The sequence below is a fragment of the Notoacmeibacter marinus genome (assembly GCF_002238045.1).
GTDB classification, from domain to species: Bacteria; Pseudomonadota; Alphaproteobacteria; order Rhizobiales; family Rhizobiaceae; genus Notoacmeibacter; species Notoacmeibacter marinus.
Genome location: NZ_NBYO01000003.1, coordinates 13,994 through 39,512 on the forward strand (window position 1 = coordinate 13,994; position 25,519 = coordinate 39,512).

Consider the following 25,519-nt stretch of genomic DNA (forward strand, 5'->3'; position numbering starts at 1 on the left):
GTCCTGTACCTCCTGAAAACTGTTTCGAGGGCGCGACGGTCAGCCGCCGCAACCGCCGATGGTGACCTTGACCGGCGCTTTGGCCATATGGATATCGCCATTGGTCATGCGAGCCACGGCGACCACATCCTGGGTTTTGGCAAGCCGCATGCGGGTCTCCGCTATGGCCTCGCCGGACAATTCGCTGAATTTGAATGTCACCACGTCGGGATTTGGGTTGCCCTCGGCGAGGATCATGATCTCCTCGACCATGTCATCGCCTTCCATCGCGCTTTCGACGGAAACGCCGACCGGAACCGAATTGCCGTTCTCAGCGATTTCAGGGGTGTTCAAGGTCAGCTTGCCACCGGTCTGCGGCTCTTTATCGCCCGCAAACTCCTTGATCTTGGCCATCGTATCCTCAGGCGTCGCATTCGCCAAACCGACCGGCAGGCCGATCGCGGCGACAGTGGCAGCGCCACCGAAGACACCCAATACGCTACGTCTGTTCATCTGCATCGGGTGAACCTCCTTCACCAGTTCATTCCTTCAGGGTCTGTAAATAGGCGACCACATCCTCGACCTGCTGGGCCGACAGAATGGTCTGGCCGACAAGATCCTCACGGACGTGTTTGCCGACATCCAGCGTGTAGAAGCCCGGCATGATCGTGCCCTCGTAGAGCGCCTTCTTCGGATTGACAATGATAGCCCGCAGCATAGCCGGCTCGTAGCGGTCGGCCACACCGTCGAGCGACGGTCCGACATTGCCCTGGAACGGTGCGTCAAGACTGCTGACCTGATGGCAAGCCACGCAATTGCCCAGCCCACGGTCCGTGAGTATCTTCTTGCCGGCATCCGCCGATCCCGCCTGTGCGGCGACCGGCGTCTCAATGCCCCCTGCGTCACTGAACGCGACGGCTTCTGGCTTTACATCGTTAGCGATTGCGGAACCCGTCAGGGCCACGGCGCTTATCCCGGATGCGAGAACCAGGGCGCGAAGTGTCGATGTCATGCGGCTCCTCCCTGCCAATTCCGCCCTCCCAAGCGGCTTCATTCCCACGCTAGCCAAATGCCGAAGCTCTGGCAAGGACGAATAGTCATATGCCTATATTATGATCTATTCTTCGGGAACGATGCCGGCTGCTCGAGCCTCTTCAATCTTGCGAGCGTGATATTTCTGAAAATGCTCCTCGCTCTCATAACCCTTTTCATTGACCCATTTGAACATGTTGAGGAAAGTAAATTTACCGAAGGCGCCGGGCATTGAGGCAACAGCCGCTTGCGAGGCGGAGACCGACTGGTCCGGCAGGTCTTCCGGCATGAACAGGATTGTTGGCGTATAGAGCAGACCCCACTTCCGCGCAGCGGTCTTTTCGCTCAGTGATTCGCCGTCGAGATCCGTCACCTCCTCATCGCCGAACATGTTGTACTGCACGACCTTGAAGTTTTCGTCGATATAGTCACGCACTTCCGGGTCCGTCAGCAGATCTTCATGCATGCGGGCGCAATAGATGCAGCCGCGCTGCTCGAAGACGAGCGCCAGGCGTTTGCCTTCGGCTTTGGCGTCTTCGATGTCCTCGGCAATGTCGCGAAAGGTAATGGCGAACCAGTCCTGCTTGTGCAGGCCATCCGGTCCGATCTCCGCACGGGCGACAGACGCCAGCAATATTGCGCCAAGCGCAGCGAGCGTAATCCTTAGAAAGCGTGACATGATCCTTCTCCTCAACCGATGGACATGAAAAAGCCGGGCGCGACGTCAAGCATCCATTGCGCGATCGCACTCATGGAGCCGGTCATGAACAGGATACCCGTGACGATCAGCAGAACGCCGACGGCGATCTCCACCGTCCGCATGTGCTTCTTGAGGCGGCTCGAAACCTCGATGAAGCGGGCGACGAAGATTCCCGCCAGAATGAAGGGAATGCCGATACCGAGCGAATAGGCCGCCAGAAGGCCCGCGCCGCGGGCGGCCGAGCCTTCCGCGCCCGCCACCATGAGGATGGAGGCCAGAACAGGCCCGACGCACGGTGTCCAGCCGAACGCGAAGGCAAGCCCCATCACATAGGCGCCGATAAGACCGGCCGGTTTCGAACGCACATCGATTCGCGCTTCGCGATAGAGAAAACCGATGCGGAAGACCCCCAGAAAATGCAGCCCCATGATCGTGATGAGCACGCCGGCAACGATGGAGAATATGTCGAAATACTGAACGAGGGTCCGGCCGAGAAGGCTGGCGCTGGCGCCCAGCGCGACGAAGACGGTGGTGAAGCCGAGCACGAAGGCGACAGACGAGAACGCGATGCTCTTCGTCTTTGCCGAATCGAGCGTGTCGCTGCGCATGTCGCTGAAGCTCACGCCGGCCATCCACGCCAGGTAAGGCGGCACGATCGGTAGGACGCAGGGCGAAATAAACGATAGAAGCCCGGCGAGAACCGCCGCGGGATAGCTCACATCCAGCACAATTTTCCTCCCATTCCGACGGCGATGCCGCACGAGCCGCCATCGCCGTTCCGTTGGAAACATGCGACGGTTCCTATGTTTTGGCAATGCTGCTACAAGAAACCAGCGGCAAGGCCTACCTTCCTTCGGGCGATCCGCCTTTATCGAACGGTCAATGCGAATGTCACTCCCGAACGTCACGCTCGAAACCACCGACGACGAGCGCGCGGAATATGTGCGCCGCGCCCGCATCGCCAGCGACCTTCTGAAGGCGCTATCCCACGAAACGCGGCTCCTGCTGTTATGCCTCATGCACGAGCGAGAACGCAGTGTGTCGGAACTGGAGGACCTGCTGTGCATGCCGCAGGCGACGGTCTCGCAACATCTCGCGCGGCTTCGCTACGACCGACTCGTTACAACGCGGCGCGAGGGCCGCATGATCTATTATTCGATCGTCGACAGCGATATCGCGGACCTCGTGGCGCAGATATACGAGACCTTCTGTTCGCCGGAGCGGATTGCGCGACGCTGAAGGTACGGGCCGCCTTCGCGGTCCCATCCCTTTCCTTCCGCCGCCGTTTCGGCCAAGATCGTCGTTCGTGCGCGGAAGGGGAGGTCCGTCATGATCGCAACAGCCTGGCTCTTGCCCCTTTCTGGTATCGGTATCGGCATCGTGATGGGTTTCGTCGCGCGCCGCTATCATTTCTGTACGCTCGGCGCCCTCGAACGCTACTGGTATGCGGGCGACAGCACGCGGCTGCGCAGCTGGGTTCTCGTGGCCCTTGTCGCTGCCGCACTCACGCAGACCTCCGAACTGTTCGGCCTGGTCGATGGCAGTAGGACCTTCTACGCCACGACGCCTCTAAATCTTCTGGGTGTTGCGTTGGGCGGTCTGATGTTCGGCCTCGGCATGGCGCTGGTGGGCACATGCGGCTTCGGCGCTCTCATACGGCTTGGCGGCGGCAGCTTGCGGGCGGCAGTGGCGCTAACGGGCATCGCTCTGTCAGCGCTTGCTGCCCAGCGCGGACTGACCGCGCAGACCCGTGTCGCCATGACGGAACCGTTCGATATGACCGTCTCCGCCGCGCATGGCGCGACGTTGGCCGGGCTTCTGGATCGGATCGGTCTCTACGGCCTGTTGATCCCGCTGACGATCTGCGCTCTCGTGGCAATCGGCTACTGGGTCTTTCGCGATCCGGCCTTTCGCGCCAACCGGGAACGGGTCGGTGTTGGTCTGGTTCTTGGCCTTTGCGTCGCCCTCGGCTGGCTCATCACCTCCTATTTTGCCTCGGTCGCCTTCTTTCCGGTGCAAATTGAAGCCGCCAATTTCGTCGGGCCGGTAGGCGACGCGCTGTTCCAGATCATCGTAACAACGGGCGAAGTGCCGCATTACGCCGTCGGTCTGGTGTGCGGTGTGGTTCTAGGCGCGGCGGTCGCGGCCTGGAGAGCCGACGACATTCGTTGGGAGGCCTGCGACGATGCGCGGGAACTGTCGCGTCACGTCTTCGGCTCGTTCCTCATGGGCACTGGCGGGATCATGGCGCTGGGCTGCACCATCGGGCAGGTGGTTTCCGCCGCATCTGTCTTTGCACTTTCGGCGCCGCTCGCCTTCGCCGCCATGGCGCTGGGCGCACGGATCGGCCTGTCGCTTCTTCTGGAGGGCGGGCCGCTGGCCTTTTTGCGCTCACCCCACGCCGCCCGCTGAGATCGCCTGTTCCGCGCCTATGCCGGATCGGCAATGAAGGCGTAAGCGCCGTCGCCATTCTTCTCGACATGGCCAAGGCCGGGATGGGGCAGGTGAAAACCGATCAGCGCCATGTCGTCGGTCGAGAGTCGGTCGAGAAGCATCTTCCGCGTTGCGACGCCCTGTTGCGGGTCGGTATCGCTGCCGCTTTCCCATTGGGGATAGGCGAATGAGATGATCGGATGGGTCAGCGCATCGCCGCCGATGAGAGTCGGTTTCTCACCGCCATGAACGACAAAGGAAATATGACCGGGCGTATGGCCCGACGTGTCCATCGCTTCGACGCCCGCGAAGATTTCCGCCCCTGGCTTGAACAAAGAGACCTGTTCTTCGATGAGCGGCATACGGTTTTGCGCGCCGACCACGAAGGTCTTGCGTTCTTCCGGCGTCTTTTCCAGCGTGTCGTCCGCCGACCAGTACGCCCATTCCGCTTCGCTCATGTGATAAGCGGCGTCGGAAAAGAGTAGATCGCCGAAATGATCCGTCAGGCCCCAGAAATGGTCCGGGTGAGCGTGGGTGAAGACGACATCCGTCACCTCCGTCGGATCGATCCCGGCCGCGTCGAGCGCGCTGGGCAGTTCGCCCGTGCTCGGCATGAAGTTCGGGCCGGCGCCGACATCGAACAGAACCAGTCGATCGCCCCGCTTAAGAAGCGTGATATTGCAGTCGGGCGTCAGTGCGTCCGGTGCTTGGCCGACCATCAAGGCCGTAGCGATTTCCGCTTTCGGACGGCCCGGCAACACGAAGGAGAGCGGCAGAGACATATTTCCGTCGGAGAGCATCAGCAGTTCGCCGTCACCGACCGTATGACGGCCTAATGCGAATGCTGGCGCGCCCACTAGGATCGAAGATGCGATCCCTGCCATCCCCGCCAGAACATTGCGCCTTGTCTGGAACAACTTTGCCATGTCCTTTCCTCCTATAGTTCTATTCGAATATATTAATGCCAGACTGCACGCCTCGGTCAAACACGAACGGGGAACAGCCAGCAGTGTCGCATAATTGCAGGGTTTATGACGCAAATCTCCAATACTGCTGCATGGGAACTGGCTTAACTCTGCCAGTTGCTACGTTTGGCGGGGTCCGTTTCGATGACGCATTTTTCGGCCCTATCGCTGCTGAAAAACGCCTTTAGCGGCAACAGGAAATGGGACGAGCAGTGGCCTGAAAGTGAGCCGAAGGCCGAATATGACGTCGTCATTGTCGGCGCGGGCGGCCACGGGTTGGGCGCCGCCTATTATCTGGCCAAAGAGCACGGTATCACCAATGTCGCGGTCATCGAAAAGGGCTGGCTCGGTGGTGGCAATACCGGCCGCAACACCACGATCATCCGCTCCAACTACCTCTATGACGAAAGTGCGCGGCTTTACGACCACGCGCTCGACCTGTGGGAAGGGCTGAGCCAGGAACTGAACTACAACGTCATGTTCTCCCAGCGCGGCGTGATGATGCTGGCGCATAATGTGCACGACGTTCAGAGCTTTCAGCGGCACGTTCACGCCAATCGCCTGAACGGCGTCGACAATCGCTGGCTGACGAAGGAAGAGGCCAAGGCCTACTGCCCGCCGCTCGATATTTCGCCGACGGCGCGCTATCCGGTGATGGGCGCGGCGCTCCAAAAGCGCGCGGGAACAGCCCGCCACGACGCAGTGGCCTGGGGTTATGCGCGGGGCGCGGCGGCGCGGGGCGTCGATATCATCCAGAACTGCCCGGTCACGGCGATCCGCCGCGATGCGAACGGCGCGGTGGAGGGCGTGGAGACCGCGCGCGGGTTCATTCGGGCGAAGAAGGTCGCCGTCTCGGCGGCGGGGCATACCTCCGTTGTCATGGACAGCGCCGGCGTGAGGCTGCCTTTGGAAAGCTATCCGCTGCAGGCGCTCGTGTCGGAACCTGTGAAACCGATCTTTCCCTGCGTCGTCATGTCGAACACGGTTCACGCCTATATCAGCCAGTCCGACAAGGGCGAACTGGTGATCGGTTCGGGCACCGATCAATATACGAGCTATTCGCAGCGCGGCGGCTTGCCGCTGATTGAGCATACCGTGGCGGCGATCTGCGAAATCTTCCCGATCTTCAACCGGATGCGGATGCTGCGCAAATGGGCCGGCATCGTCGATGTCACGCCGGACCGTTCAGCCATTCTCGGCAAGACGCCGGTCAAGGGGCTCTACGTCAATTGCGGCTGGGGAACGGGCGGCTTCAAGGCGACGCCCGGCGCGGCGCATGTGCTGGCCTGGACGGTCGCCAAGGATGAGCCGCATCCGATCAATGCGCCCTTCACGTTGGAGCGGTTCGGCACGGGCCGACTGATCGACGAGGCGGCGGCCGCCGCCGTCGCGCATTAGGAAACCGCCATGTTGCTCATTCACTGTCCCTATTGCGACGAGACGCTGCCGGAAGCCGAGTTCGCCTATGCCGGCGAAGCGCATATCTTGCGGCCGGACAATCCTGCCGATGTATCGGAAGAGGAATGGCGGGACTTCCTTTTCATCCGCACCAATGCGAAGGGACCCCATTACGAACGCTGGCGACATATCCATGGCTGCGGGCGGTTCTTCAACGCTGTGCGCAACACCGTTACGGATCGGTTTCTCACCACCTACAAAGCGGGCGAGCCGCGTCCCGAACTGGATACGCTGACGGAGGACGGCCAATGAGCCGATTTCGCGTCGCGGGTCGTGGCCGGGTCCGACACGACCGTCCGATCCAGTTCACCTTCGACGGCCAGCAAATCGAAGGTTGCGCAGGCGACACGGTGGCCTCGGCGCTTCTGGCCAATGGCCGCCATCTGATGGGGCGCTCGTTCAAATATCACCGTCCGCGCGGGCCGGTGACGGCCGGCACGGAAGAGCCGAACGCGCTGATCGGCACCCGGCGCGGCAAAGGGCGGTTCGAGCCGAACACCCGCGCCACCGCGCAGGACATTTGGAACGGTCTGGAGACGACGAGCCAGAACAAATATCCGAGTCTCGCCTTCGATGTCGGCGCATTGAACGACGGCCTCTACATGCTGTTCTCGGCGGGGTTCTACTACAAGACCTTTATGTGGCCGCGCTCCTTCTGGGACAGAGTGTATGAGCCCTTCATCCGGGCCGCCGCCGGGCTCGGCGTTTCGCCGAGCGAGCCGGACTCGGACCATTATGCGTCGCGCTATCTGCATACCGATGTGCTGGTTGTGGGCGGTGGCCCGGCGGGCCTGGCGACGGCGCGACGGGCAGCGGAGGCCGGGCTGGACGTCACGCTGGTCGACGAGAACTCCGAAATGGGTGGCACGCTCTTGAGCGAACCGCAGGCGGAGATCGACGGCAAGGCCGCATGGGACTGGCTGGCGGAGGAGGTGGCGGCGCTGGTCGCGCTCGGCGTGCGGATCATGACGCGGACCACCGCCATCGGTTACTACCATCAGAACATGGTCGGGCTGTGCCAGAAGCTGACCGATCATCTGGAAGCGCCCGATCCGGCCATGCCGCGCGAGCGGCTCTGGCGCGTACGGGCGGGGCAGGTCGCCCTGGCGCAGGGCGCGCTGGAAAAGCCGCTCGTCTTCCATGGCAATGACCGGCCCGGCGTCATGCTGGCCGGTTCCGCCCAGACTTATCTCAACCGCTATGGCGTGAAGGTCGGCGAGCGGCCGGTCATCGTCACCAGCCATGACAGCGCCTGGTACGCCGCCTTCGATCTGGCCGATGCGGGCGCGACCGTTCAGGCCATCGTCGATACGCGCGCCAACCCACGCGCCGATCTTGTCGCGGAGGCCGAGGCGCGAAACATCGCAGTGCTTGACGGTCATACGGCGACGGGCACGAAGGGGCGACTGCGCGTCAAATCCGTGCGGGTCAATCCGGTGAAGGGCGGCAGCATCGGCCCGGGGCGCACGCTCTCATGCGATTGTCTCTTGATGTCGGGGGGCTGGACGCCATCGCTCCATCTGTTCTCGCACACCAAAGGCACGCTGAAATGGGATGAGGAGACCCAGACCTTCCTGCCGGACCGAAAGGCCGAGGCCTGCCAGATCGCCGGAGCGGGCAGGGGGCTGTGGGGGATCGAAGCTGCGCTGAACGACGGCGCCGCGATGGGTGCCGCTGCGGCTGAAGCGCTTGGAAAGGCGGCCAAAACGGTTTCGTTTCGCGTTCAGAACGATCGCACTGGCTCGGGCATCACGCACACCGAACTGCCGACCGACCGACACCCCTCGCAAACCAAGGCCTTCGTTGATTTCCAGAACGATGTGATGGCCAAGGATCTGCGGCTCGCCGTGCGCGAGGGCATGCGTTCCATCGAGCACGTCAAGCGCTACACGACCAACGGCATGGCGACCGATCAGGGCAAGATGTCGAACATGAACGGGCTGAACATCGCTGCCGATGCGCTTGGCAAGCCGCAGCCGCAGGTCGGGCTGACGACGTTCCGCCCGCCCTATACGCCGACGACATTCGGCGCGTTTGCCGGCTATCACAAGGGCGATCATTTCGATGTGACGCGCAGGACGCCAATCGATAGCTGGGCCGAAGAGAATGGCGCGGTGTTCGAACCCGTCAGCCTCTGGCGCCGCGCCCGCTATTTCCCGCAATCCGGTGAGGATATGGACACGGCGGTCTCGCGCGAGTGCCGCGCCACCCGCAAGAGCCTCGGCATGTTCGACGCCTCCACGCTCGGCAAGATCGAGGTGGTCGGACCCGATGCGGTGGAGTTCATGAACCGCATGTACACCAATCCGTGGACGAAGCTTGCGCCCGGCCGCACGCGCTACGGCCTGCTGCTCGGCGATGACGGTTTCATCCGCGACGATGGCGTGATCGGCCGCCTTTCCGACGATCGTTTCCACGTTACGACCACCACGGGCGGCGCGGCGCGGGTGCTCAATATGATGGAGGACTATCTCCAGACCGAATGGCCCGAACTGAAGGTCTGGCTGACCTCGACCACCGAGCAGTGGGCGACCATCGCGCTGAACGGTCCCAATGCGCGCAACCTGCTCGAACCCTTCGTCGAGGGTCTAGACATTTCGGACGAGGCATTTCCGCATATGTCGATCGCCGAATGCACGGTGGCCGGCTATCCGGCGCGGCTCTTCCGCGTCAGCTTCACCGGAGAGCTCGGCTTCGAGGTCAATGTGCCGGCCCGCCATGGCCGGGCCCTGTGGGAGACGCTGTTCGAGGCGGGCCAGCGCTACGACATCTGTCCCTACGGTACCGAAACCATGCATGTGCTGCGCGCCGAAAAAGGCTTCATCATCATCGGGCAGGATACCGATGGCACCGTCACGCCGTTCGATGCGGGGCAGGGCTGGGCAGTCGGCAAGAAGAAGCGCGATTTCGTCGGAATGCGTGCGCTGCAACGGCCCGATCTCGTTGCCGAAAATCGCAAGCAGCTGGTCGGGCTTTTGACCGAGGATGGGCGCACGAAACTGGAGGAAGGCGCTCAAATCGTGCTTGATCCGAACCAGCCAACGCCGATGAGGATGGTCGGGCACGTCACCTCGTCCTATCGCAGCGACGCGATGGGCCGGCCCATCGCGCTGGCGCTGGTCGAAGGCGGGCATAATCGCGTGGGTGAGACGGTCCATGTGCCGATGCCGGACGGCGTCGTGAGGGCGGAGATTACCGGCACGGCCTTCTACGATTCCGATAATGAACGGTTGAAGCTGTGATGCGGGGACCGATGGAGATGATGCGATGACGGTCCATGTCGATCTTCTGACGGCGCGCGAACTGGCGAGCAGCCGCGCCGCGACCGTTTCGCTTCTGGCCCCGGTAGTGCGGTTTTCGCTCCGGGTCGGCGCGGACGAACGAGACGCTCTCTCGTCAGCTCTTGGCGTCCCGCTGCCAACCAGGATCGGCCAGTGCAGTCGGCAGGGCGAAACCGAAATTCTCAGTCTCGGCCCGGATGAGTGGCTGGTTCTCGCTTCGGAATCGGAGGCAGCCGGAATCATCGAAGCCTGCGCGGCGATCTATGCTGATGCGCCGCACAGCCTGACGGACATATCGGATCGCGAGGTGACGCTTCTGATCGAAGGGCCGAAGGCCGGCGAACTGATGACGCTTGGCTGCCCGCGCGATCTCGACCGGCTACCCGATGGAGAGGCACGTCGCACCGTCTTCGATGGCGTCAGCGTCGTTCTGTGGCGCGACGGTGCGGAGCGCTTTCACATCGATGTCTGGCGTTCCTTCGCGCCGCATGTCATGTCTCTGCTGACGACAGGGTGCGGCGAACTCGCCCTGGAATGAAGGGCTGATGTGCTGTGTTCCTCTCCGTCTTCGAGATCTTCAAGATCGGCATCGGTCCATCGTCCTCGCACACAATGGGACCGATGGTCGCGGCGGCCCGTTTCCTGGACGATCTGCGCGGCGACCAGTTCGGGCGGCCCGGTGCGGGGCGTCCGGTGGCGCTGTCGGTCACGCTGCACGGCTCGCTGGCGTTCACCGGCAAGGGACATGCGACGGACAGAGCCGTGATCCTCGGCTTGAACGGTCTTTCCCCCGATACGCTCGATCCCGACCAGGCGGAACAGATCGAAGCAGAGATCCGTTCGTCGCGTACGGTTTCGCCGGACGGCCTTGCGCCGCTGCAGTTCGACCCTGAGACTGACCTCGTTTTCGACTACGGGCCGCCGCTGGAAGGCCATCCGAACGGCCTGGTGTTTCGCGCCCGCGACAAGGCCGGAATCCTCTATCACGAAGAAACCTATTTCTCCGTCGGCGGCGGTTTTGTCGTCACCGAAACCGAGCTTCGGACGCAGCAGAATACCGCCACCGATCTGACGCGGAAAACCACGGGCCAAGACGCCGGAACCTGCCCCTATCCTTTTGCGACCGCCAAGGAAATGCTCGCCATGGGAGCCGCCTCCGGCAAGACCATTGCCGAGATGAAGCGCGCCAATGAGGCAGCGATCCATGGCGATACCCTCGACGACAGGCTGGATACGATCTGGCAGGCGATGGACGATTGCATCTCGCGCGGGCTGGAACAGGAGGGCATCCTGCCGGGCGGTCTGAACGTCAAGCGGCGAGCCAAGGCCATTCACGACAAGCTGTGCGACGAGCGCGGCAGCAACATGGCCCAGCCCCATGTCGTCAATGACTGGCTCAGCGTTTACGCCATGGCAGTGAACGAGGAGAACGCCGCCGGCAGCCGGGTCGTGACATCGCCGACCAATGGCGCGGCAGGGGTATTGCCCGCCATCGTCCGCTACTATCGGAGCCATTGCATCGGTTCGACCGACAAGGGCGTCGCCGACATTCTGCTGGTTGCCGCGGCCATTGGCGGGCTCATCAAATACAACGCCTCCATCTCCGGTGCGGAGGTCGGCTGCCAGGGCGAGGTCGGGTCCGCTTCGGCGATGGCCGCCGCCGGCCTTTGTGCAGCACTCGGCGGCACGAACGAGCAGGTCGAAAATGCCGCCGAGATTGCCTTGGAACACCATCTTGGCATGACATGCGATCCGGCGGCCGGTCTCGTTCAGGTGCCCTGCATCGAGCGCAATGCTCTCGGTGCGATCAAGGCAGTTTCGGCGGCCAGCCTCGCCCTTCGCGACGATGGCAAGCACTTCATGCCGCTCGACAATTGCATTCAGGTGATGCTGGAGACCGGGCGCGACATGAGCGCGAAATACAAGGAGACCTCGACCGGCGGCATCGCCGTCAACATTCCCGAATGCTGATCTGAGGCGGCGAGCGGCGCGGCTACCGTGTTACTGCTCGATCAGCTCGAACCGGTCCACATCGACAAGGCCCCTGTCCGAAATCTTCAGATGGGGGATGACGGGCAGCGGCAGAAAGGCCAGCTGCAGGAAGGGCTCCTGAAGCGTGGAGCCGAGCGCGAAGGCCGCCTGGCGCAGATCGTACAGCGTATCGCGCACCGTTTCATAGGGTTCGAGGCTCATCAGCCCGGCCAGGGGCAGGGCGATCTCGCCGGTGACGACGCCATCTTCCACCACCACGAAGCCGCCCTTGAGATCGCGCAGCCGATTGGCCGCGATGGCCATATCCTCGTCGGACGCGCCGATAACGCAGAGATTATGGCTGTCGTGGCCGACCGTGGAGGCAATGGCGCCCTTCTTCAGGCCGAAACCCTGCACGAACCCCCTGCCGATATTGCCGTTTCTGCCGTGGCGCTCGATGATCGCGACCTTCAGAATATCGCGTTCAAGATCGATTCCGGTCTGGTTGCCATGCGTCGGCAGGCGGAACCGGCGATGCTCGGTGATGATCTTGCCAGGCAGGACACCGAGCACCGGTGTTTCGCTGTTTGAAGCCGGAATGGCAAAATCCGCCGGCGTCAGTTCGCGCACATGCACGCTGTCGAGACCGACCGGATCGATGGTCCTTCGGGCGGCGAAGAGATCGTCATTGACGCGGCGTCCCGCGGAAAAAACCATCTCTGCGCTGCAATTCTCCAACGTATCGACCACCACGAGATCGGCGCGCCAACCCGGCGCGACAAGCCCGCGGTCCTGCAGACCGAAGGCGCGTGCGGCCGAGATCGAAGCCGCCCGATAGGCGACGAGCGGGTCAACGCCGCCCGCAATGGCGGTGCGGACCATGTAATCGAGATGACCCTGCTCGGCGATATCGAGCGGATTGCGGTCGTCCGTGCAGAGCGCGATATGGGGCGACAGGCGCTCCGTCATGATCGGCAGAAGCGCCTGAAGGTCCTTTGAAACTGAGCCCTCGCGCACCAGGATGTGCATGCCCTTGCGGATCTTCTCCAGCGCTTCTTCTGCGCTGGTGCATTCGTGCTCGGTGCGGATTCCGACCGACAGATAGCCGTTCAGCTCGGCGCCGGAGAGAAGCGGCGCATGACCGTCGATATGGCCGCCCTGAAAGGCCTCCAGCTTGGCGAGCGCCACCGGGTCCTTATGGATCACGCCCGGAAAATTCATGAACTCGGCCAGTCCGATCACCTTGGGATGATCGCGGAAGGGAAGAAGGCTTTCGATGGGCAGGTCCGCGCCGGAGGTCTCCAGATGCGTCGCCGGCACGCAGGACGAAAGCTGGACGCGGATATCCATGATGGTTTCGAGCGCCGAATCCAGAAAGTAGCGAATGCCTTCCGCGCCTAGAACATTGGCGATTTCATGGGGATCGCAGATCACGGTCGTCACGCCATGCGGCAACACGCAGCGGTCGAACTCATGCGGCGTCACGAGCGAGGATTCAATGTGAAGGTGGGTATCGATGAAGCCCGGTACGACGATCCGGCCTTCGATATCGATCTCGGTCGTGCCGCGATAAGCGCCGCAGGTTCCGACGATCCGTTCGCCGCAGACGGCGATATCGGACGCGACCAGTTCGCCTGTCACGAGATCGAAAAAACGGCCGTTCTTCAGCACCAGATCGGCGGGTTCGCGGCCGATGGCCTGATCGATCATCGTCTCCAGTTTCGGCATTCCGTGTCCCCCTGTGGCCAATCGGTATCCTGGCGAAAAATCAATTCATGAGATCTGGCGCAAAGGCAGTTCGGTCGTCTGCTTCACGCGCTTTAAAGTGAAATGCGAATTGACGCCGGCAACGCCAGGCAAATGCAGCAGAACCCGTTTCAGGTAGCTTTCGTAATAGCTGATACTGTCGACCACGACGCGCAGCAGAAAATCGCTCTCGCCGCTCATCGAATAACATTCCATGATTTCGGCCTGTTTGACCGCCGCGCGCTCGAAAGCGTCCAGCGTCTCCTCATCATGGCGACCGAGCCGGATGCTGGCGAAGATGTTGATCTCCAATCCGAGCTTTTCGGCATCCAGTATAGCGACCCGACCGCGGATAAGGCCTTCGCTTTCGAGACGTTTCATCCGCCGCCATAGCGGGGTATTGGAAAGGCCCACCATTTCGCCCAGCTCGGCCATGGAGACCGAACAGTCACGCTGCAACGCCTGGAGAATACGCAGATCGGCTGCATCGGGAAGGAAACTGCTACGATTGACATTCATAGGCGTATCTTCATTCTCAAATCACACTCCGGAACAAGATATTAGGGACAGTTTTTACGCGGGTCACGCGATATCGTTGCCGGAACCTTTGGGAGGAGGTGCCATGAAAAACACTGCCGAACTGTCGCTCTATGTGCCGGAACCGTCCGGCCGCCCCGGGGACGAGCCGGACTTTAGCAATGTGCCGCTCCAGGACGCCGGCGAGCAGCGCTGCCCAGATACGCTGACCCCCGAGATTGAACTGCGCGATATGCCTTACGGCCTCGTCCGCGTTCTCGATGATGACGGAAAGGCCGTTGGACCTTGGGCACCGGACCTGTCCACCGATCACCTTATGCGTGGGCTGGATGCCATGGTTCGGACACGCATCTTCGATGACCGCATGTTCCGGGCGAACCGCCAGGGCAAGACCAGCTTCTACATGAAATCGACGGGCGAGGAGGCGATCGGCGCGGCCCAGTCGCTATGCCTTGGCGAACGTGACATGTGTTTTCCAACCTATCGGATCCTGAGCTGGCTGATGGCGCGCGATTATCCCATGACCGCGCTCGGCAACCAGATTTTTTCCAATGCGGAAGACCCGCTCAAAGGTCGCCAATTGCCGGTCCTGTATTCGGCACGCGATTACGGTTTCTACTCCATTTCCGGTAATCTAGGCAGCCGTCTCGGCCATGCGGTGGGGTGGGCGATGGCGTCGGCCTATCGTCACGATGACAGCATCGCTCTCGGCTATGTCGGCGAAGGCACGACGGCGGAAGGCAATGTTCACGAAGCGCTAACCTTCGCGGGCGTGTACCGCGCGCCGGTTATTTTGTGCATCACCAACAATCAATGGGCGATCTCGTCCTTCTCCGGTATCGCCGGGGGCAACAGGACGACGTTTGCCGCCAAGGCGCTGGCCTATGGCATTCCGGGCCTGCGCGTCGACGGCAATGACTTCCTGGCCATTCACGCCGCGACAGACTGGGCGCGAGAGCGGGCGCTTGGAAACAAGGGCGCGACGCTGATCGAACTCGTCACCTACCGTGCGGCGGCGCATTCCTCCAGCGACGATCCAACCCGCTATCGCCCAAAGGGCGAAAGCGAAGCCTGGCCGCTCGGCGATCCTGTCGAGCGGTTGAAACAACACCTTATCCAGCGCGGCGACCTGACCGAGGACGGTTACACGGACCTTCACGAGGATTGCGAGAAGCGGGTGCGTGCGGCCATTCGCGAAGCGGAGGCCGTCGGCACGCTCGGTCAGTCCAAGCCAAGCGTAAAGGCGATGTTCGAGGAGGTGTTCAAGGAACCCGATTGGCGGCAGATCGAACAGAGACGGGAGCTGGGGTACTGAGATGGTTGCCATGAACATGGTCCAGGCGCTGAACTCCGCTTTGGACGTCAAACTCGAAGACGATCCCGACATTCTGACCTTTGGCGAAGATGTCGGCTATTTCGGCGGCGTCTTCCGTGTCACCGATAAACTGCAGGAGAAATACGGTCTCACCCGCTGTTTCGATACGCCCATTTCCGAGGGCGGCATCGTTGCCACGGCGATCGGCATGGGCGCCTACGGCCTGCGGCCGGTCGTCGAGATCCAGTTCGCCGATTACATTCTGCCGGCCTTCGACCAGCTCGTGTCCGAAGCGGCGCGCCTGCGCTACCGCTCCAACGGCGAGTTCTGGGCACCGATCACTGTGCGCGTGCCTTATGGAGGCGGCATTTTCGGCGGCCAAACCCATAGCCAGAGCCCCGAAGCGCTATTCGCTCATGTTGTCGGATTGAAGTCGGTCATCCCCTCCAACCCATACGACGCCAAGGGCCTGTTGATTTCGGCTATCGAGGATGACGATCCGGTCATCTTCTTCGAGCCGAAGCGGCTCTATAACGGTCTCTTCGAGGGGCGACCCGACGATCCAGTCAAGCCGTGGAAGGACCATCCGCTGGCCGACGTTCCGGAGGACGTCTACCGCATTCCGCTCGGCAAGGCGAGAATGGTAAGGGAAGGCGCGGACGTGACGGTTCTGGCCTATGGCACCATGGTTCATGTCGCGCTGTCGGCCATCGAGGAATGCGGAATCGACGCCGAACTGATCGATCTGCGCAGCATCGTACCGCTCGATATCGATGCCATCGTGGAATCGGTGCAGCGGACCGGGCGATGCGTCATCGCTCACGAAGCCTCCCGATATGGCGGGTTCGGCGGCGAGCTATCGGCGCTTGTGCAGGAGCGCTGCTTCCACCATCTGCGCGCGCCCATCGAACGCGTCGCAGGTTGGGATACGCCTTATCCGCACGCTTTCGAATGGGATTACTTCCCCGGTCCCCAGCGCGTCATCGACGCCATGCAGCGCACGCAGGAGGTGTGAGATGGGCAAATACGCATTCCGCCTTCCCGATATCGGCGAAGGGATCGCCGAGGCCGAGATCAGCGAATGGTACGTTGCGGTCGGCGACACCGTCGAGGAGGATCAGCAACTCGTCGATGTGATGACGGACAAGGCGACTGTCGATATTTCCTCGCCGGTCAGCGGCAAGGTCGTGTCATTGAACGGCGCTGTCGGTGACATGCTGGCCGTCGGCTCGGTCCTCGTGGAGTTCGAAGTAGAAGGCGACGCCGATGCCGTCGACGATGGCGGGCAGGGCGACAGCACGTCGCCGGAAGCGGCAACGCAGAAGGCGTCCGACGCCGAGCCGCCCCAAAAGGACGAGCCGGCGCAGAAGCGGCAGGCGCCTGCCGAAGCCAAATCCGGCACGTTCGCCGCATCGGCGAAGCAAACGGCGTCACCGTCTGCATCGAAGCCGGCGAAGACCGCCGCCGATGCGGCCAAAGACGGATCGCCTGCCATGCGTCGCGGCGCGGCTTCCGGGAAGGGCAGCGGTGCGCCGCTTGCTTCGCCCGCAACGCGCCGCAAGGCGCACGAACACGGCATCGCCTTGCAATATGTGACCGGAACGGGACCGGCCGGGCGCATTCTCGAAGCGGACCTCGAAGCCTACATCGCCGACGGCGCGCCGAAGCCGGGCGGTGGCTCCGGCCTGCGCCAGCGGACCGGTGTGGACGACATACGCATTGTCGGCATGCGCCGCCGCATCGCCGAGAAGATGCAACAGTCCAAGCGCAGCATTCCGCATTTCTGCTATGTCGAGGAATTCGACATGACCGCGCTGGAAGATCTGCGTGCGACGATGAATGCGGGACGCGGCGAGGACCAGTCAAAGCTGACCGTGTTGCCCTTCCTGATCCGGGCCGTGGCGCGCCTCCTGCCGGACTATCCCATGCTCAACGGCCATTACGACGAGGCCGAGGAGGCTTTTCGGGCGCACGAAGCCTTTCATGCAGGGATCGCGACCCAGACCGAACGCGGGCTTTCGGTGCCGGTCGTCCGCCATGCGGAAAGCCTCGGCGTCTGGGACTGCGCCGCCGAAATCCGGCGGGTCTCCGAAGCGGCGCGCGAAGGCACGGCCAGCCGTGATGAGCTCAGCGGCTCCACGCTGACGATTACCAGCCTCGGGCCGCTCGGCGGCATCTCGGCGACGCCGGTCATCAACCATCCCGAGGTCGGCATCATCGGGCCGAACAAGATGGTGGAGCGTCCCGTCGTCATCGATGGCCGGATCGAAATCCGCAAGATCATGAATTTGTCGTCCTCCTTCGATCACCGGATCGTCGACGGCTATGACGCTGCGCGGTTCATCCAGGACCTCAAGCGTCTGATCGAATGCCCGGCCCTGATTTTCGCAGAGGATGAGTGATGAAGACGATAGACATGAAGGTTCTGGTCGTCGGCGGTGGGCCGGGCGGCTATGTCGCCGCCATCCGCTGCGGCCAGCTCGGGCTGAAGACCACGCTCGTCGAAAGCGAACGGGTCGGCGGCACCTGCCTGATCCGCGGTTGTATCCCGTCGAAAGCCATGATCCACACGGCGGCACTGTTCGACGCCATGTCCCGTAGCAGCGAAGCGCCGATGCATGGCATCAGCCTGCCGGAACCGCCATCCTTCGACATGCAGGGCTGGACGGGCTGGAAGGGCAGCATCGTCGACCGGCTGAATGGCGGCGTCGGTTCGCTGCTCAAGCGCGCCGGCGTGACCGTCATCTCCGGCTGGGCACGGTTTTCCGACGCCAGGACCTGCACGGTCGAAGGCGGTGAGGAAGGCGTCGAGATCCGGGCCGAGCATGTGATCCTCGCTACCGGCTCGGTGCCTGTGGAACTGCCGGGCCTGCCATTCGGCGACCGGATCATTTCGTCGACCGAAGCCTTGTCGCTGGACGATCTGCCGGAGCGCGTGGTCGTGGTCGGGGCCGGCTATATCGGTCTGGAGATCGGCACTGCCCTGCAGAAACTCGGTGCCGACGTCAACATCGTCGAGGCGCAGGATCGGATATTACCGAATTACGACAAGGATTTGGTCGCTCCCGTTCACAAGTCACTGGAGGAACATGGGGTCACGCTGCATCTTGGCGCGAAGGCGCTGGGTCTGACGGAATCCGGAGAGGCGCTCCGCATTCAGACACAGGATGGCGAGGAGATCGAACTGCAGGCCGATAAGGTTCTCGTCGCTGTCGGCCGCAAGCCAGCGACGGAAGGCTGGGGGCTCGAAGAGACGGCGATCGCGATGAACGGCCCCTTCATCAAGATCGATTCCCGCTGCGCCACCTCGACGAAGAATGTCTGGGCGATTGGCGACGTGACGGGCGAGCCGATGCTGGCGCACCGGGCGTCCGCGCAGGGCGAGATGGTCGCGGAGATCATTGCCGGCGAGCAGCGGATTTTCGACCCAATGGCCATTCCGGCCGTCTGCTTCACCGATCCGGAAATCGTCTCGGTCGGAATGACACCCAGCGAAGCGGGCGACGAGATCGAAACCGGCGTCTTTCCGATGCGGGCCAGCGGCCGGGCGATGACGCTGGACGCCGCAGAATCGGGCGGGTTCGTCCGCGTGCTGTCGCGCAAGAACGACCGGCGGATCGTCGGCGTTCAGGCGGTGGGCGCGGAGATCTCCGAACTTGCGGCGGCGTTTACCCAGGCTATCGAGATGGGATCGGTGCTGGAAGACATTGCCGGCACGATCTACGCCCATCCGACGCTTGGCGAAGCCTTCCATGAGGCTGCGCTGAAATCGCTCGGTCACGCCATTCACGCATAAGAGCGGCAATCCGCTTTAGCGGTCGGCGGTCCGCCATCGCGGATTGATCCAGGGTTCGACATTCTCGGCAGGCAGGGGCGTTCTGCCGAGAATGTGGTCCGCCGCCTTCTCGCCGACCATAATGGACGGGCCGTTGAGATTGCCGTTGGTGATGCGCGGGAAGATCGAACTGTCGGCGAGACGCAGCCCGTCAACGCCGATGACCCGGCACTCAGGATCGACAACCGCCATCGGATCGTCTGCCGCGCCGATCCGGCAGGTGCCGCACGGGTGATAGGCGCTCTCGGCGTGGTCGCGAATATGATCGTTCAGCGCCTCGTCCGATTGAGCGGCATTGCCCGGTTGAATTTCCCTGCCGCGATAGGGATCGAAGGCGGGCTGGGCAAAGATGTCGCGCGTCAGGCGGATGCAATGGCGGAAGTCGGCCCAGTCGTCTTCATGTGACATATAGTTGAAGACGATGCGCGGATCGTCTTTCGGATCGGCGGAGCGCAGCGTTACTTCGCCACGAGACTTCGAGCGCATGGGGCCGACATGAGCCTGAAAGCCATGGCCTTCGGCCGCGGCCTGGCCGTCATAGCGCACCGCGATCGGCAGGAAGTGATACTGGATATCGGGATATTGCACGCCCGGTTTGGAGCGCAGAAAGGCCGCGCTTTCGAACTGGTTCGATGCGCCAAGACCCTTCTTGAAGAACAGCCATTGCGCGCCGAGCAACGCCTTGGAGAAGAGGTTCCAGTGTTTGTAGAGCGTGATTGGCTGGGTGCAGGCCTGCTGGATGTAGAGTTCCAGATGATCCTGCAGGTTCTGGCCAACGCCGGGACGGTCCGCCACGACATCGATGCCGTGCTCGGCAAGATGCGCGGCCGGGCCGATGCCAGACAGCATCAGCAGTTTCGGCGAATTGATCGAGGACGCGGCGATAATGACTTCGCGGTTCGCCGTGACGTTCTCGATTCTGCCGCGCCGTTCGATCTCGACGCCGGTAGCGCGGCCATCCTCGATGACGATCTTGCGCGCCAGGCAGCGGATCAATTGCAGGTTTTTCCGTTTCAGCGCCGGTCTCAGATAGGCGTTGGCGGTGGACCAGCGGCGACCCTTCCAGACCGTCTGCTCCATCGGGCCGAAGCCCTCCTGCTGTTCGCCGTTGTAATCCGGCGTCAGCGGAAAACCGGCTTGCGAACCCGCCTCCAGGAAAGCGTCGAAGAGCGGATTGGCGCGCGGTCCGCGGCTAACGTGAAGTGGCCCATCCGTGCCGCGCCACGCCGATCCTTTGCCATTGCCGCCATGCCAGCTTTCCATGCGCTTGAAATAGGGAAGGACGTCGGCATAACCCCAGCCGGACGCGCCGCTATCGCGCCAGTGATCGAAATCCATCGCATGGCCGCGCACGAAGACCATGCCGTTGATCGAGGACGAGCCGCCGACCACCTTGCCGCGAGGGGTGGCCAGCCGACGACCACCCAGATGCGGTTCCGGCTCGGAGCGGTAGCCCCAATCGTAGCGCGCCATGCTCATCGGGTAGGAAAGCGCTGCCGGCATCTGGATGAAGGGTCCGGCGTCGGTGCCGCCATATTCGAGCACGATGACGGAGTGTTTGCCGTCCTCGCTCAGACGATAGGCCATCGCGGCGCCGGCGGAACCCGAACCGATAATCACATAATCCGCTTGCATTTTCATTCCTTGCCGCCGTTGCGGCCTGCTTGTCAGTAGGGTGCCTCGACGTCGCCCATGGCGACATAGACCGACTTGACCTGGCTGTAATGCTCGATCGCGGCCTTGGAATTCTCGCGACCGACGCCCGACAGTTTGACGCCACCGAAGGGGGCTTCGACCGGGGTCAGATTGTAGGTGTTGATCCAGCAGGTGCCGGCTTCCAGCGCGGCGACCACGCGATGGGCGCGGGTGAGGTCGCGGGTGAAGACGCCAGCGGCCAGCCCGAACGGCGTATCGTTGGCGCGTGCGACAACCTCGCTCTCGTCGCTGAAGGTGAGAACCGACAGGACCGGACCGAACACCTCTTCGCAGGCCACAGTCATCCCGTCGGTCACGCCCGTGAAAACAGTCGGCTCGATATAGAAGCCCTTGTCGAAGCCGTCCGGCACGCCGCCGCCATGGGCGAACGTCGCGCCTTCGTCTTTCGCCTTTTCGATATAGGAAAGCACCTTGTCGCGCTGCACCTTCGAAATCATCGGACCGAGCTGCGTGTCCTCGTCGCGCGGATCGCCGATCTTCGCCGCCCTGGTCCTTTCGACGAGGCGGGCGACGAAAGCGTCTTCGATGGCCTTGTGAACGAAGACGCGGGTGCCGTTCGAGCAGATCTGGCCGCTGGAATAGAAATTACCATTGATCGCCGCGCTGACCGCGTTCTCGATATCGGCATCGTCGAAGACGATCAACGGCGATTTGCCGCCCAATTCCATCGTGACGTGACGAATGCCGTCCGCTGCCACCGCGTAGACTTTCCGGCCTGTCGGCACCGAACCCGTCAGCGAGACCTTGTCGGTTCGCGGATCGGTGGCGAGCGCCGCGCCGACATCGCCATAACCCTGCACGACATTGAACAGACCCGCCGGCGCACCGGCTTCGATGAATATTTCCGCCAGTTTCAGCGCACAAAGCGGCGTCATCTCGGACGGCTTGAAGACCATCGCATTGCCGCAGGCCAGCGCTGGTGCGGCCTTCCAGCAGGCGATCTGGGTCGGATAGTTCCATGCGCCGATCCCAACGCAAACGCCGAGCGGCTCGCGGATCGTGTAGACGAAATCGCCGCCGAGCGGCACCGTTTCGCCGGTGATCGTCGCGGCGAGCCCGCCGAAATATTCCAGCGCATCGGCGCCTGAGGTCGCATCGGCGACCAGGGTTTCTTGCAGGGGTTTGCCCGTATCGAGCGTTTCCAGTTCGCTCAATTCGCGATTGCGCTCACGCAGGATATCGGCGACGCGGCGCAGCACGCGACCCCGCTCGACCGGCGGACGGGCCGCCCATTCCTTCTGCGCGCGCGCAGCCGACTCCATGGCCCTATCGACAATGGTCGGCGTTGCCGAATGGAGGCGGGCAATGACTTCGCCGGTTGCCGCAAATATGCATCCGATCGGCGCGCCGGCTTCGTCCTCGCAATATTCGCCATCGATGAAATGGCTCGCCGTCGGTTGTACGTCGATCATCATTCGCCCCTCGGAAAGCGCTGTGCTTCTTCCAGAATGTTCAGATCCATATGATTGCGCATGTAGCGTTCCGAAGCCTTCTGCAGCGGTTGAAAGTCCCAAGGATAGTAAGCGCCGTTGCGCAGTGCCGGATCGACTACGTGACGGCGCGCCTGGCTTTCGCGCACGGCCCCATCGAAGCGATCCATGTCCCAATAGTCGCGAACCATCGCCGCAAACTCGCCAGCGATTGCCGCATGAGCGGGTTCGGCCGCGAGATTGGTCCGTTCATGCGGATCGGCATGAAGATCGAAAAGCTGCGGCGGATCGATTTCGCAATGGATGTATTTCCATTGACCCTTCCGCAGCGCCACCATGGGCGCGTAGGAGCCTTCGGCGGCGTATTCCACTCGCACCGGCGCTGAACGCTGCTGCCCGTTCGCAAGCGGAACCAGCGATTCGCCATCCGTCCACGGCATGATTTCGGCGAGATCGATGCCTGCAAGTTCGCCGAGCGTCGGCGTCACGTCCATCGTGCTGACGGGCGTTTCGATGCATCCCGCGGGCATGGAAGGCGTCGCGATCATCAGCGGCACGCGCGCCGAGCCTTCGCGAAAGCTCATCTTGAACCAGAGGCCATGCTCACCAAGCATGTCGCCATGGTCGGACAGGAAGACGATGTCGGTTGTTTCGGTCTGCCGGGTTGCGTCCAACACTTCGAGAATCTCGCCGATCTTGTCATCGATATAGGAAATGTTGGCGAAATAGGCGCGGCGCGAACGGCGAATGTCGTCCTCCGAAATATCGAAGGCGCGGAAGTCGCTCGCCTCCAATAGGCGCTGGGAATGCGGATCGTGCTCGTCGTAGGGCAGGGCGGGCGTCGTCGGTAGAAGGTGTTCGCTATCCTCGTAGAGATCCCAGTATCTCCGCCGTGCGACATAGGGATCGTGCGGGTGGGTAAAGCTGACCGTCAGCATCCATGGCCGGGCGTCGTGGCCGCGGCCGAGATCGTAGAGCTTACGGGTCGCGTGATAGGCCACTTCGTCGTCATATTCGAGCTGGTTGGTGATTTCGGCCGTGCCAGCATTCGTGACAGATCCGAGATTGTGATACCACCAGTCGATGCGCTCGCCCGGCCTTCGATAGTCCGGCGTCCATCCGAAATCGGCCGGATAAACGTCGGTCGTCAGCCGCTCTTCGAAGCCGTGCAGCTGATCAGCGCCGACGAAATGCATCTTGCCGCTCAGCGTCGTCTGATAGCCGGCGCGCCGCAGATGGTGGGCGTATGTCGGAATATCGGAGGCAAATTCGGCGGCGTTATCGTAAACGCGTGTGCGGCTCGGCAATTGTCCGGCCATGAAGCTGGCACGACCCGGCGCACAGAGAGGCGAGCCGGTATAGGCGTTGGCGAAACGGGTCGAACGCGCGGCAAGGGTTTTCAGATTGGGCGCATGCAGCCAATCGGCAGGACCGTCCGGAAAGAGCGTGCCATTCAATTGGTCGACCATGAGTATCAAAATATTACGTCGCGGTTTCAATGTTCGGCCTCTCTGAAAAGCCAAAGGTCGAGATAATCCTCGACCAGTGCGTGAACGTCAGCGCGAGGCGGGGCGATGTCCTGCAGCGCATGGCGGATGTAGAAGCCGTCAATCATGGAAGCGAGGCCTTGGGCGACTTTCTCGGCGGTTTCGTCTTCGAACAATTTGCGAAGGTCGAACAGCAGGTTGGAATGCAGGCGACGGGCATAGACGCGCAGCAGCCTGCTGGTCTCTTCAGAGTGCAGCGATTTGACGTAGAAGCTCAGCCAGGCCGACACCACGTCCCGGTCGAACTGCCGCCGCTCCAGGCTGGCGGCGATGATCGCGCGAATGCGTTCTTCGGGGGTTCGGGCATGCCGGAGCCGCTGGCTCACGCTCTCTTTGAAAATCACCAGAATGTGGCGCATGGCCGCCAGAAAGATCTGCTCCTTTGAGCCGAAATAATGATGCGCCAGGGCTGGCGAAATGCCAGCGCGCCGGGCGATCTGGCTCACGGGAACATTCAGGCTTCCCGCTTCGCCGATCTCGATGATCGTGGCCTCGATCATCGCTTCGCGGCGGATCTTTTCCATTCCCAATTTAGGCAATTTGGGCTTACCCCCGGACCAGACCTTTACATCGTATCGTTTGTCCTTTTTGATTGAGCGCTCAATCAATAAAAAGTCAACCTCGACCATCCGAAGGAGAGACTATGAAACGATTTTCCCTTGCCATGACGGGCGCCCTTGCATTGTCACTCGCTTCCAGCGCCGCCTACGCAGCCTGTGATGAAGTGGTGATGTCGGATGTCGGCTGGACCGACATTACGACGACGACCTCCACGGTGAAGCAGGTGCTGCAGGCGCTTGGCTATGAGGTGGATGTAAAGGTTCTATCCGTACCGGTGACCTTCGCCTCACTCGAGAAGGACGATGTCGACGTGTTCCTCGGCAACTGGATGCCGGCGCAGACCGGCGCGATCGGTCCATATCTGGAAAGCGGCGAAATCGAAGATGTCGCGGTCAATCTGGAAGGCACGAAATACACGCTGGCCGTGCCGACCTATACCTACGAGAAGGGCCTGAAGAGTTTTGCGGATATCGCAAAGTTCCAGGATGAACTCGAAGGCAAGATCTACGGGATCGAACCGGGCAATGAGGGCAATGATTACCTTGTCGGGCTGACCGAGGAGAACAAGATGGGCCTCGGCGATTTCGAGGTCGTCGAAAGTTCGGAGCAGGGCATGTTGGCCCAAGTCGGCCGCGCCGTGAAGGCTGAGAAGGATGTCGTGTTCCTCGGCTGGGAGCCGCACCCGATGAACGCCAATTACGATTTGAAATATCTGACCGGCGGCGAGGACTTCTTCGGCGGCGAGGGTGTGGTCCACACGGTGACGCGCAAGGGCTATGTCGAGGAATGCCCGAATGTCGGCCAGTTGCTGAAGAACGTGAAGTTCTCGCTCGAAATGGAAAACGAGATCATGGGCCGTATTCTCGACGAAGGCGTCGAGGCCGACAAGGCGACGCTGGAGTGGATGCAGGCCAACCCGGAGACCGTTCTAGGCTGGCTCGAGGGCATCGAGACTCGCGATGGCAAGGATGGAACCGAAGCCGTCAAAGCCGAGCTAAAGCTCTAAGATATCA

At 62.1% G+C, this 25,519-nt stretch carries 23 protein-coding genes; 12 read left to right on the forward strand and 11 right to left on the reverse strand.

Annotated features, from left to right (window positions below; all coding sequences use genetic code 11):
* Nucleotides 1–39 precede the first annotated feature (39 nt).
* The 4 genes from soxY to B7H23_RS12405 all read right to left on the reverse strand — a co-directional run bounded on the left by soxY (nucleotide 40) and on the right by B7H23_RS12405 (nucleotide 2,439).
* Nucleotides 40–498, reverse strand: a complete 459-nt coding sequence (gene soxY, locus B7H23_RS12390; RefSeq protein WP_094077796.1) for a thiosulfate oxidation carrier protein SoxY — start codon at nucleotides 496–498, stop codon at nucleotides 40–42.
* A gap of 22 nt (nucleotides 499–520) precedes the next feature.
* Nucleotides 521–991, reverse strand: coding sequence for a sulfur oxidation c-type cytochrome SoxX (gene soxX / locus B7H23_RS12395; RefSeq protein ID WP_094077797.1), 471 nt, complete (start codon nucleotides 989–991; stop codon nucleotides 521–523).
* A gap of 105 nt (nucleotides 992–1,096) precedes the next feature.
* Entirely contained in the window at nucleotides 1,097–1,690 is a 594-nt protein-coding gene (locus B7H23_RS12400; RefSeq protein ID WP_094077798.1) for a thioredoxin family protein, read from the reverse strand.
* An 11-nt stretch (nucleotides 1,691–1,701) separates the two neighbouring features.
* Nucleotides 1,702–2,439: a cytochrome c biogenesis CcdA family protein gene (locus B7H23_RS12405; protein WP_094077799.1), complete on the reverse strand. Its 738-nt coding sequence runs from the start codon at nucleotides 2,437–2,439 to the stop codon at nucleotides 1,702–1,704.
* Nucleotides 2,440–2,599: 160 nt separating this feature from the next.
* On the opposite strand from B7H23_RS12405, the gene B7H23_RS12410 reads away from it, so the two are divergent.
* Both B7H23_RS12410 and B7H23_RS12415 read left to right on the forward strand, forming a co-directional pair.
* On the forward strand, nucleotides 2,600–2,950 hold the full coding sequence (locus tag B7H23_RS12410) for an ArsR/SmtB family transcription factor (protein ID WP_094077800.1): 351 nt from the start codon (nucleotides 2,600–2,602) through the stop codon (nucleotides 2,948–2,950).
* A 90-nt stretch (nucleotides 2,951–3,040) separates the two neighbouring features.
* Nucleotides 3,041–4,123 carry a YeeE/YedE family protein gene (locus B7H23_RS12415; RefSeq protein WP_094077801.1) on the forward strand — a complete coding sequence of 361 codons (1,083 nt, stop codon included), beginning with the start codon at nucleotides 3,041–3,043 and terminating at the stop codon, nucleotides 4,121–4,123.
* 17 nt (nucleotides 4,124–4,140) lie between these two features.
* Here the strand turns inward: B7H23_RS12415 and B7H23_RS12420 are convergent, their stop codons facing one another.
* Nucleotides 4,141–5,070: an MBL fold metallo-hydrolase gene (locus tag B7H23_RS12420; RefSeq protein ID WP_094077802.1), complete on the reverse strand. Its 930-nt coding sequence runs from the start codon at nucleotides 5,068–5,070 to the stop codon at nucleotides 4,141–4,143.
* 183 nt (nucleotides 5,071–5,253) lie between these two features.
* Between B7H23_RS12420 and B7H23_RS12425 the strand changes: the two genes are divergently transcribed.
* From B7H23_RS12425 to B7H23_RS12445, 5 genes are read left to right on the forward strand one after another with little or no spacing between them, the layout of a single operon-like run.
* Nucleotides 5,254–6,507 carry a sarcosine oxidase subunit beta family protein gene (locus tag B7H23_RS12425; RefSeq protein WP_094077803.1) on the forward strand — a complete coding sequence of 418 codons (1,254 nt, stop codon included), beginning with the start codon at nucleotides 5,254–5,256 and terminating at the stop codon, nucleotides 6,505–6,507.
* A gap of 9 nt (nucleotides 6,508–6,516) precedes the next feature.
* Nucleotides 6,517–6,819 carry a sarcosine oxidase subunit delta gene (locus tag B7H23_RS12430; RefSeq protein ID WP_094077804.1) on the forward strand — a complete coding sequence of 101 codons (303 nt, stop codon included), beginning with the start codon at nucleotides 6,517–6,519 and terminating at the stop codon, nucleotides 6,817–6,819.
* Entirely contained in the window at nucleotides 6,816–9,809 is a 2,994-nt protein-coding gene (locus tag B7H23_RS12435; protein WP_094077805.1) for a sarcosine oxidase subunit alpha, read from the forward strand. Before B7H23_RS12430 ends, B7H23_RS12435 begins: the two co-directional genes overlap by 4 nt.
* A 25-nt stretch (nucleotides 9,810–9,834) precedes the next feature.
* Entirely contained in the window at nucleotides 9,835–10,386 is a 552-nt protein-coding gene (locus B7H23_RS12440; protein WP_094077806.1) for a sarcosine oxidase subunit gamma, read from the forward strand.
* Between the two features lie 14 nt (nucleotides 10,387–10,400).
* Nucleotides 10,401–11,819 (forward strand): L-serine ammonia-lyase, encoded by a 1,419-nt coding sequence (locus tag B7H23_RS12445; protein WP_094077807.1) that lies wholly within the window; start codon nucleotides 10,401–10,403, stop codon nucleotides 11,817–11,819.
* Between the two features lie 30 nt (nucleotides 11,820–11,849).
* Here B7H23_RS12445 and ade read toward each other — a convergent pair whose 3' ends face one another.
* Both ade and B7H23_RS12455 read right to left on the reverse strand, forming a co-directional pair.
* Entirely contained in the window at nucleotides 11,850–13,547 is a 1,698-nt protein-coding gene (gene ade, locus B7H23_RS12450; protein WP_094077808.1) for an adenine deaminase, read from the reverse strand.
* A gap of 45 nt (nucleotides 13,548–13,592) precedes the next feature.
* The gene (locus B7H23_RS12455; RefSeq protein WP_094077809.1) at nucleotides 13,593–14,084 is read right to left on the reverse strand and encodes an Lrp/AsnC family transcriptional regulator; all 492 of its coding nucleotides are present in this window, start codon (nucleotides 14,082–14,084) and stop codon (nucleotides 13,593–13,595) included.
* Between the two features lie 103 nt (nucleotides 14,085–14,187).
* On the opposite strand from B7H23_RS12455, the gene B7H23_RS12460 reads away from it, so the two are divergent.
* Genes B7H23_RS12460 through lpdA form a run of 4 tightly spaced genes read left to right on the forward strand, consistent with a single transcriptional unit; the run spans nucleotide 14,188 to nucleotide 19,213 of the window.
* The gene (locus B7H23_RS12460) at nucleotides 14,188–15,417 is read left to right on the forward strand and encodes a thiamine pyrophosphate-dependent enzyme (RefSeq protein WP_094077810.1); all 1,230 of its coding nucleotides are present in this window, start codon (nucleotides 14,188–14,190) and stop codon (nucleotides 15,415–15,417) included.
* Nucleotide 15,418: 1 nt separating this feature from the next.
* Nucleotides 15,419–16,432: an alpha-ketoacid dehydrogenase subunit beta gene (locus tag B7H23_RS12465; protein WP_094077811.1), complete on the forward strand. Its 1,014-nt coding sequence runs from the start codon at nucleotides 15,419–15,421 to the stop codon at nucleotides 16,430–16,432.
* Nucleotide 16,433: 1 nt separating this feature from the next.
* A complete protein-coding gene (locus B7H23_RS12470; RefSeq protein WP_094077812.1) occupies nucleotides 16,434–17,819 on the forward strand; it encodes a dihydrolipoamide acetyltransferase family protein in 1,386 nt (461 codons plus the stop codon).
* Nucleotides 17,819–19,213 carry a dihydrolipoyl dehydrogenase gene (gene lpdA, locus B7H23_RS12475; RefSeq protein WP_173861913.1) on the forward strand — a complete coding sequence of 465 codons (1,395 nt, stop codon included), beginning with the start codon at nucleotides 17,819–17,821 and terminating at the stop codon, nucleotides 19,211–19,213. The genes B7H23_RS12470 and lpdA overlap by 1 nt, the downstream gene beginning before the upstream one ends.
* Before the next feature lie 15 nt (nucleotides 19,214–19,228).
* On the opposite strand, the gene betA is transcribed toward lpdA, so the two are convergent.
* The 4 genes from betA to betI are packed head-to-tail and all read right to left on the reverse strand — an operon-like array spanning nucleotide 19,229 to nucleotide 24,484.
* Nucleotides 19,229–20,893, reverse strand: a complete 1,665-nt coding sequence (gene betA, locus B7H23_RS12480; RefSeq protein ID WP_240535099.1) for a choline dehydrogenase — start codon at nucleotides 20,891–20,893, stop codon at nucleotides 19,229–19,231.
* Nucleotides 20,894–20,919: 26 nt separating this feature from the next.
* The gene (betB, locus tag B7H23_RS12485) at nucleotides 20,920–22,377 is read right to left on the reverse strand and encodes a betaine-aldehyde dehydrogenase (RefSeq protein ID WP_094078365.1); all 1,458 of its coding nucleotides are present in this window, start codon (nucleotides 22,375–22,377) and stop codon (nucleotides 20,920–20,922) included.
* A 2-nt stretch (nucleotides 22,378–22,379) separates the two neighbouring features.
* Nucleotides 22,380–23,897 carry a choline-sulfatase gene (gene betC / locus B7H23_RS12490; RefSeq protein WP_094077814.1) on the reverse strand — a complete coding sequence of 506 codons (1,518 nt, stop codon included), beginning with the start codon at nucleotides 23,895–23,897 and terminating at the stop codon, nucleotides 22,380–22,382.
* Complete coding sequence (gene betI, locus B7H23_RS12495) at nucleotides 23,894–24,484, reverse strand: transcriptional regulator BetI (protein WP_094078366.1); 591 nt, start codon at nucleotides 24,482–24,484, stop codon at nucleotides 23,894–23,896. The genes betC and betI overlap by 4 nt, the downstream gene beginning before the upstream one ends.
* A gap of 104 nt (nucleotides 24,485–24,588) precedes the next feature.
* Between betI and choX the strand changes: the two genes are divergently transcribed.
* Entirely contained in the window at nucleotides 24,589–25,512 is a 924-nt protein-coding gene (gene choX, locus B7H23_RS12500) for a choline ABC transporter substrate-binding protein (RefSeq protein WP_094077815.1), read from the forward strand.
* The last annotated feature ends 7 nt before the right edge of the window (nucleotides 25,513–25,519 follow it).

Bases quoted from the DNA above. Each gene is read 5' to 3' on its own strand.
- soxY (WP_094077796.1), bottom strand. From the start codon at position 498: ATGCAGATGAACAGACGTAGCGTATTGGGTGTCTTCGGTGGCGCTGCC.
- soxX (WP_094077797.1), bottom strand. From the start codon at position 991: ATGACATCGACACTTCGCGCCCTGGTTCTCGCATCCGGGATAAGCGCC.
- B7H23_RS12400 (WP_094077798.1), bottom strand. From the start codon at position 1,690: ATGTCACGCTTTCTAAGGATTACGCTCGCTGCGCTTGGCGCAATATTG.
- B7H23_RS12410 (WP_094077800.1), top strand. From the start codon at position 2,600: ATGTCACTCCCGAACGTCACGCTCGAAACCACCGACGACGAGCGCGCG.
- B7H23_RS12415 (WP_094077801.1), top strand. From the start codon at position 3,041: ATGATCGCAACAGCCTGGCTCTTGCCCCTTTCTGGTATCGGTATCGGC.
- B7H23_RS12420 (WP_094077802.1), bottom strand. From the start codon at position 5,070: ATGGCAAAGTTGTTCCAGACAAGGCGCAATGTTCTGGCGGGGATGGCA.
- B7H23_RS12425 (WP_094077803.1), top strand. From the start codon at position 5,254: ATGACGCATTTTTCGGCCCTATCGCTGCTGAAAAACGCCTTTAGCGGC.
- B7H23_RS12430 (WP_094077804.1), top strand. From the start codon at position 6,517: ATGTTGCTCATTCACTGTCCCTATTGCGACGAGACGCTGCCGGAAGCC.
- B7H23_RS12435 (WP_094077805.1), top strand. From the start codon at position 6,816: ATGAGCCGATTTCGCGTCGCGGGTCGTGGCCGGGTCCGACACGACCGT.
- B7H23_RS12440 (WP_094077806.1), top strand. From the start codon at position 9,835: ATGACGGTCCATGTCGATCTTCTGACGGCGCGCGAACTGGCGAGCAGC.
- ade (WP_094077808.1), bottom strand. From the start codon at position 13,547: ATGCCGAAACTGGAGACGATGATCGATCAGGCCATCGGCCGCGAACCC.
- B7H23_RS12455 (WP_094077809.1), bottom strand. From the start codon at position 14,084: ATGAATGTCAATCGTAGCAGTTTCCTTCCCGATGCAGCCGATCTGCGT.
- B7H23_RS12460 (WP_094077810.1), top strand. From the start codon at position 14,188: ATGAAAAACACTGCCGAACTGTCGCTCTATGTGCCGGAACCGTCCGGC.
- B7H23_RS12465 (WP_094077811.1), top strand. From the start codon at position 15,419: ATGGTTGCCATGAACATGGTCCAGGCGCTGAACTCCGCTTTGGACGTC.
- B7H23_RS12470 (WP_094077812.1), top strand. From the start codon at position 16,434: ATGGGCAAATACGCATTCCGCCTTCCCGATATCGGCGAAGGGATCGCC.
- lpdA (WP_173861913.1), top strand. From the start codon at position 17,819: ATGAAGACGATAGACATGAAGGTTCTGGTCGTCGGCGGTGGGCCGGGC.
- betA (WP_240535099.1), bottom strand. From the start codon at position 20,893: ATGAAAATGCAAGCGGATTATGTGATTATCGGTTCGGGTTCCGCCGGC.
- choX (WP_094077815.1), top strand. From the start codon at position 24,589: ATGAAACGATTTTCCCTTGCCATGACGGGCGCCCTTGCATTGTCACTC.